The sequence below is a fragment of the Sphingomonas sp. genome (assembly GCF_964263785.1).
In the GTDB taxonomy this organism is placed as follows: Bacteria; Pseudomonadota; Alphaproteobacteria; order Sphingomonadales; family Sphingomonadaceae; genus Sphingomonas.
Genome location: NZ_CAXVWL010000078.1, coordinates 1 through 6,893, shown reverse-complemented (window position 1 = coordinate 6,893; position 6,893 = coordinate 1). Strand labels below are relative to the sequence as shown.

Sequence of the window (6,893 nt, the reverse complement as noted above, 5' to 3'; positions counted from 1 at the left end):
AATCGGGATCGCTCATCACCGCCCGGCTGGCGGGCGAGTTCGGGCGCGAGGTGATGGCGGTCCCCGGCAGTCCGCTCGATCCGCGTGCGCAAGGCTGCAATTCGCTGATCCGCGAAGGCGCCACTGTGGTCCAGAGTGCCGCCGACGTGTTGGACCAGATCCGCCCGTTCGCCGCGCGCGCGGGGGGGTCGCGGCGGGGGGGGTTGGCGGGCCCGGCGCCCGAGGACGCGAGCGACCGCGACCGCGGCATCGTCGTCGCGCTGCTCGGGCCGGTGCCGGTGTCGGTGGACGAGATGATCCGCCAATCGGGGCGCGCGCCCGCGGTGGTGCAGACGGTGCTGCTCGAACTTGAATTGGGCGGGCGGCTGGAGCGGCATGCGGGCGGGCGGGTGAGCCTGGTGTAGACTGCCATGTCGGGCGGGCACGCGACGGGGCATGGTAACGACGAAAAGGGTTTAGTCGATGCACCTCACTGCGGTTCTGGGCGGTGCTCCGGCCTGGGTATACGTCCTGCTCGTCGGGCTGATCGTGCTCGGCGTGCGACGATTGCGGACGCGTGAGGTGCCGGTCGTGGTCGCTGTCATCCCGCCGATCGCGTTCCTCGCCTGGAGCATTGTCGGGGCGATTGCGTTGTCGCATCGCGCGGGGCCAGGGGTCGCCGCGTCTGCGTGGTTCGGCGGTGCGCTGTTGGGCGTGCTCAGCGCGATGGTTCTGCCCGAGGCGCGTGGCATCCGCCTGACCGGAGGGCGCGTACGCCAGCCGGGGTCCTGGCTCCCGCTGATCCTGTACATGGCGGTATTCGTGGCGCGCTTCGCGTGCGGTGCCTGGGCGGCACTGATCCCAGAACAGGCCGCCATCGCGACGGCGACCGGCGTCGCCGTCGGCGCCGCGATGACCGCGCGCCTCGTGACGTCGGTCTTTCGCTGGACTCCCGAGCGGCATTCCGGCGCCGCTGCCTGAGCAGCGCATCCGGCGGGCACAATCCTGCGACAATTGGTGTCTAGGCGCTCGATCCTCAACGAGCGGACGGAACGGGTATGCGTACAGCTTTGGCGATCGTGGCGGTGATTGCGCCGGTGGCGGTGGTGGCGCAGGTGGCGCCTGCGCCGGTCCCCGCACCCGCGCCCGCTGCCGCGCCGGAGCAGGCGGACGAGGAGGAGGCGAGCGGTCCCGACGTCGTCGTCACCGGATCGCGCACGCCCCCAGGCTCGGTCGTCGGCGATATTCCGCCCGAGATCACGTTGAGCCCGGCCGACGTCCGCTCCTATGGCGTGTCGTCGGTGGCCGAGCTGCTGACCGAGCTGACGCCGCAGACGACAAGCGGGCGCGGGCAGGGCGGAGCGCCGGTGGTGCTGCTGAACGGGCGGCGCACATCGGGCTTTCAGGAAATCCGGAACCTGCCGACCGAAGCGATCGCGCGAGTGGACATCCTGCCCGAAGAAGTGGCGCTGAAATACGGCTATCGCGCCGATCAGCGGGTGGTGAACTTCGTCCTGCGCCGCCGCTTCCGCGCCGCCACCGTCGAGGTGCAGGACCGGGTGGCCACGCAAGGCGGCCGCAATGCGCCGAGCACCGAGCTCGACCTAGTCCAGATCGCGCGCGACACCCGCGCCAGCTTGCACCTCGAATATGACGCGGCGTCCGCGCTGACCGAAGCCGAGCGCGACATCACCGCGACCGGCACCGCCGCGGCGGTCGGGCAGGGCGGGGTGGCGATCGACCAGACGCGGTTCCGCACCCTGCTGCCCTCGACCCGCGCGTTCAACGCCAACGGCGTCTATGCGCGCCCGCTCGGCGCCGCGCAGGCGAGCCTCAACGGCAGCATCGCGACCAGCGACAGCACCGGCACCTTCGGACTACCGACGGTGTCATTGACGACGCCCACGGGCACGATCCTGCGCGCGATCGACGCGGGCGAGCCGCTGCGCCAGCGCAGCCAGTCGCTGACCGCGCATCTGGGCAGCACCGTGAACGGCAGTCTCGGCGGTGCGGGCAGCGCCTGGCGGTGGACCGTCACCGGCGTCTACGACCGGGTGGAGAGCCGGACCTTTACCGACACCGGAGTCGATGCCAGCGCATTTCAGGCGCGGCTGGCGGCGGGCGATCCGGGGGCAAATCCGCTCGGGCTGCTGGGGCCGGCCGACATTGGCCAGGGTGCGGCCAATCGCGGCTTTTCGACGTCGAGCAGCGCAGGCGTAGACGGCTTGCTCAACGGGACGGTGGTGGCGCTGCCCGCGGGCAATGTGTCGACCGCGCTCAGACTTGGCGTCGACACGCTCGATTTCGACAGCCGCTCGTTTCGTGCCGGGCTCGACACCCGCGGGCAGGTGTCGCGCGACACTGCAAATGGGCAGTTGAACGTCGACGTGCCGCTGACCAGTCGCGCGCGCGGGGTGCTTGGCGCGATCGGGACGTTGTCGCTGAACGGCAATGTCGGCGTCGACCGGCTGTCGGACTTCGGCACGCTGACAACGATCGGCTATGGCGCGAACTGGTCGCCGATCGACGCGGTGCGGGTGATCGCCTCGCACACCACCCAGGAGGATGCGCCAAGCGCGCAGCAGCTCGGCAACCCGCAGGTGACGACGCCGAACGTGCGCGTGTTCGACTATGTGCGCGGCACGACCGCGACGGTGACGACGCTGAGCGGCGGCAATCCGGGGTTGTTCTCGGACAATCGGCGGACGACCAAGCTGGGGCTGACGATCAAGCCAAGGTCCAGGCTCGATCTGACATTGGTCGCCAATTACGTTTCCGCCAGCACCGACGATCCGATCGCCAGCTTCCCCGCAGCGACTGCGGCGATCGAGGCGGCGTTCCCCGATCGCTTCACGCGCGATGGCGCAGGCAATCTGCTGCGGCTCGATTCGCGCCCGATCAATTTCGCGCGCAGCGAACGCTCCGAGATGCGCTGGGGCTTCAACCTGTCGCTGCCGCTCAAATCGAAGATCCAGCGTGAGATCGAGGCGTTTCGCGCGGGCACCGGGCCGAATCCGTTCGTCGGGCTGACCCCGCCGGGTGGGCGGCGCGGCGGCGGTGAGAGCGGACGGCCCAGCGGCGAGGGCAGGCCCGGGGGCGGCCGGGGCGGTTTCGGCGGAGGCGGCGGGCGCTTCGGCGGCGGCGGTGGTGGTGGGGGCCAGGGCGGCGGACGGCTGCAATTCGCGGCCTATCACACCTGGCATTTCACCGACCGGGTGACCGTCGCCGATGGCGGCCCGGTGCTCGACCTGCTGAACGGCGACGCGATCGGCGGCAGCGGCGGCCAGTCGCGCCACGAGGTCGAGGTGCAGGCAGGCTATTCGAACAACGGCATCGGCGTGCGGCTGTCGGGCAATTACCGCAGCGCCACGCAGGTGCAGGGCGGCTCCTCGGCGGCGAGTTCGGTCGGCACGCTGAACTTCGGCAGCCTGGCCACCGCCAACCTGCGCGTCTTCGCCGATCTCGGTCAGCGGCTCGACCTGATCAAGGCGCATCCGTGGCCGCGCGGGGTGCGGGTGGTGCTCGGTGTCGACAATGTCGCGAATACGCGCCAGCGAGTGACCGATGCGACCGGCACGGTGCCGGTGAACTTCCAGCCGGGCTATGTCGATGCGCTCGGGCGAACGGTGCGGCTGTCGGTGCGCAAGTTGTTCTTCTGAACGTCAGGGTGCTGCGATACGCTGCGCCAGCCACCGTGCTGCCGCTTCCGGCGTCCGCTTGCCGGTGTCCCGGTCGACCTGGTAGTTGGCGGCGCGAATCGCCTCCACGGGCACGCGCCCGATCAGCGGGGCAAGCGCAGCGGTGAAGCGCGCGTCGCGGGCGCGTTCGGGCGACAGCAGCAGGATGGCGTCATAGCCGGGGATCGCGCGCCTGGGATCGCTCAGCACGCGCAGCCCATCGGCGGCGATGCGGCCGTCCGAGGAGAAGGCGGAGATCACGTCCACGCGGCGGCTCGCCAGCGCGCGGTACATGAAAGTCGGGCTGTACGGGGTCGCGCTCGCGAATCGCAGGCCGTAGCGGTCGCGCACCGCCGCCCATTCGGCGCGGTCGAGGAACTCCAGGTCGCTGCCCAGCCGCAGCCCCGGCGCGGCACGCGCGAGATCGTCCAACGTCGCTATGCCGCGGGCCCGTGCGTCCTCCCCGCGCATCGCAAAGGCATAGGCATTCTCGAAGCCCAGCGCGCCGAGCACGCGCACGCCCTTCGTCGCCTGCGCCCAATGGCTGATCTCCGCCACCATCGCGGCCCGCGCGGGCACGTCCTTGCGCGCCATCGCGCCGGTCCAGATCGTGCCCGCATAATCGACGTAGACATCGACATGGCCCTCCGCGACGGCGCCGAACGCCACCGCCGAGCCGAGCCCGTCACGGTATTCGACGCGGTAGCCAACATGCTCCAGCCGCGCGCCGATCAGCCGCGCAAGGATGAATTGTTCGGAGAAGTTCTTGGCGCCGACGACCACGGTCGGCTGGGATCGCGACCACATCGGTGCGGTCGCGCCGAGCACCCCCGCCGCGAGCAGCGCGGTCGCACCGATCCACAGCCATCGCCGCCGGGTCGCGACGCCGTGCTCGATCGCGCCGATCAGCGCATCGGCGGTCAACGCCAGCGCGGCGGCGGCGACGCATCCGGCGAGCACCAGCGCCCACGTCTGCGTCTGCAGCCCGGCAAAGATCAGGTCGCCCAGACTCGGCTGGCCGACGGTGGTCGCCAGCGTCGCCGCGCCGATCGTCCACACCGCGGCGGTGCGGATGCCCGCGACGACGACCGGTGCGGTCAGCGGTGCCTGGACCAGCCATAGCTTCTGGCGCGGCATCATCCCTACGGCATCAGCCGCCTCGATCACCGCGGGATCGAGCCCGCGCACGGCGGCCACCGCGTTGCGCAGGATCGGCAGCAGCGCATAAAGCGTCAGCGCGATCAGCGACGGCAGGAAGCCGAGCGCGGGAATACCGTGCCCGAGCCACAGCAGCAGCGGGTAGAAGAGCGCCAGCAGCGCCAGCGCCGGGACCGTCTGGACCAGACTCGCGAAGCCGAGCGCGATCCGTGCCACCCGCGGGTTGCGCGCCGAGACGATAGCCAGCGGCAGGCTGATCGCAATGCCGAGCGCCAGCGCGCAGGCGGAGAGCAGGACGTGCGCGGCGAGCAGCGGCGGCACGCGGGCGAGGGCTTCGGCGAACGCGCTCACGCCGTCGGTCCTTGGGCAAGCGCGCGCAGCCGATCGGCCTGGACGCGCGGCACCGCGACCAGCGCCTGCGCCGCGTCGCCGCCGCCGCCGCGCGCCAGTTCGGCCGGGGTCGCGTCGGCGACGATGCGCCCGCGCTGCATCACCAGCACGCGGTCGGCGAGCAGCAGTGCCTCCGCCATGTCGTGGGTGACCAGCATCGTCGTCAGCCCCAGCCGGTCGTGGAGCGAGCGGATCGCGCGGCCGAGCGAATCGCGGGTGACCGGATCGAGCGCGCCGAGCGCCTCGTCGAGCAGCAGCAGCTTGGCGCCGGGCGCGAGCGCGCGGGCGATGCCGACCCGCTGGCGCTGCCCGCCCGACAGCGCATCGGGCATCCGCCCGGCGGCGTCGCGCGGGAGTTCGACCAGGTCGAGCAGTTCCGCGACGACGCCGTCCTCAGGCCGCCCGGCGATGCGCAGGCCGATCGCGATATTCTCGGCAACGGTCATGTGCGGGAACAAGCCGATCGACTGGAAGACGTAGCCGACCCGGCGGCGCAGTGCCGGCGCCGTATCTTCTCTAACATCGCGCATATCGAGCATCACCCGGCCCTCGTCGGGCACGACCAGCCGGTTGACGGTCTTGAGCAGCGTCGACTTGCCCGATCCCGACGTGCCGACCAGCGCGACGAAGCTGCCGCCTGCGACTTGCAACGACACGCCATCGATCGCGCGTGTGTCGCCATAGCACTTGGTGACCGCGTCGAAGGTGATCGATTGCATCGCGTGCGACGATGGGGGATGCGACGCGCGAAGGCAAACGGCGGGAGCAAGCATGCAGGCGATCTTCATCACCGGCGGCGGATCGGGGATCGGGCGGGCGACCGCGCAGTTGTTCGCCGCCAAGGGCTGGCGCGTGGGGCTGGCGGATGTCGATGCAGGCGGATTGGCGCAGACCGCGGCGTCGATCGACGCGGACGCCGCGACCTACGTCATGGACGTCCGCGACCGCGAGGCGTGGGTGGCGGCGCTGGATGCGTTCACCGCGGCGAGCGGGCGGCTCGACGTGCTGTTCAACAACGCCGGCATCCCCGCGGGCGGCCCGTTCGAGGCAATGGGGTTCGACGAGATCGACCGGGTCGTGGCCGTCAACCTGATGGGAGTGCTGAACGGCGCGCGGATCGGCCATGCGTATCTGGCCAAGACGCCCGGATCGTGCCTGCTCAACACCGCGTCGGCGTCGGCGATCTATGGGTCGGCGGGGCTCGCGACCTATTCGGCCACCAAGTTCGCGGTGCGCGCGCTGACCGAGGCGCTCGACGGCGAATGGCATGCGCAGGGCATCAAGGTGCGCGCGCTGGTGCCCGGCTTCATCGACACGCCGTTGCTCGACGGGGCGCCGCAGGGCTCGAACCGGTCGATCCGCGAGGCCGTGATCGGCGCGGGGCTGGAGCTGACCAGCGCGGATGCGGTGGCGCAGGCGGCGTGGGACGCGGTCCACAACGACCGCGTCCTGACCTATGTCGGTGCGACCGCGCGGCGGCTGGCGTTCGCGGCGCGCTGGATGCCCGGCCGCCTGCGCAAGCGGATGCAGCGCGGCTTCGGAACCACGGAGTAGCGGTTCAGAGCTTGTTTGAAAACGCGCTGAGGGCGCGTTTTGCGGCACCGGCCCACGCCCCCACCCCGCGACCCACACGGTATCCAGATGGGTGGCCCGGGGGGGGAGTGGGCCGGGGCCGCCCCGAAACACGCG

Annotated in this window: 6 protein-coding genes; 4 read left to right on the top strand and 2 right to left on the bottom strand. The window is 71.2% G+C overall.

Features of this window, described 5'->3' with window-relative positions:
- The 3 genes from ACE5C1_RS10745 to ACE5C1_RS10735 form a co-directional block, all read left to right on the top strand.
- A partial coding sequence (locus tag ACE5C1_RS10745) for a DNA-processing protein DprA (RefSeq protein ID WP_374944071.1) occupies positions 1–404 on the top strand: 404 nt, incomplete at its 5' end.
- 58 nt (positions 405–462) lie between these two features.
- Positions 463–960 carry a hypothetical protein gene (locus ACE5C1_RS10740; protein ID WP_374944070.1) on the top strand — a complete coding sequence of 166 codons (498 nt, stop codon included), beginning with the start codon at positions 463–465 and terminating at the stop codon, positions 958–960.
- A gap of 77 nt (positions 961–1,037) precedes the next feature.
- Positions 1,038–3,638 (top strand): TonB-dependent receptor, encoded by a 2,601-nt coding sequence (locus ACE5C1_RS10735; RefSeq protein WP_374944069.1) that lies wholly within the window; start codon positions 1,038–1,040, stop codon positions 3,636–3,638.
- Positions 3,639–3,641: 3 nt separating this feature from the next.
- On the opposite strand, the gene ACE5C1_RS10730 is transcribed toward ACE5C1_RS10735, so the two are convergent.
- Positions 3,642–5,165: an ABC transporter permease/substrate-binding protein gene (locus ACE5C1_RS10730; protein WP_374944068.1), complete on the bottom strand. Its 1,524-nt coding sequence runs from the start codon at positions 5,163–5,165 to the stop codon at positions 3,642–3,644.
- Entirely contained in the window at positions 5,162–5,923 is a 762-nt protein-coding gene (locus ACE5C1_RS10725; protein ID WP_374944067.1) for an ABC transporter ATP-binding protein, read from the bottom strand. The genes ACE5C1_RS10730 and ACE5C1_RS10725 overlap by 4 nt, the downstream gene beginning before the upstream one ends.
- Positions 5,924–5,975: 52 nt before the next feature.
- On the opposite strand from ACE5C1_RS10725, the gene ACE5C1_RS10720 reads away from it, so the two are divergent.
- Positions 5,976–6,758, top strand: a complete 783-nt coding sequence (locus ACE5C1_RS10720) for an SDR family oxidoreductase (protein ID WP_374944066.1) — start codon at positions 5,976–5,978, stop codon at positions 6,756–6,758.
- Positions 6,759–6,893 lie beyond the last annotated feature (135 nt).

What these genes read in the sequence shown, in the direction of transcription:
- ACE5C1_RS10740 (WP_374944070.1), top strand. Translation starts at nt 463, where the DNA reads ATGCACCTCACTGCGGTTCTGGGCGGTGCTCCGGCCTGGGTATACGTC.
- ACE5C1_RS10735 (WP_374944069.1), top strand. Translation starts at nt 1,038, where the DNA reads ATGCGTACAGCTTTGGCGATCGTGGCGGTGATTGCGCCGGTGGCGGTG.
- ACE5C1_RS10725 (WP_374944067.1), bottom strand. Translation starts at nt 5,923, where the DNA reads ATGCAATCGATCACCTTCGACGCGGTCACCAAGTGCTATGGCGACACA.
- ACE5C1_RS10720 (WP_374944066.1), top strand. Translation starts at nt 5,976, where the DNA reads ATGCAGGCGATCTTCATCACCGGCGGCGGATCGGGGATCGGGCGGGCG.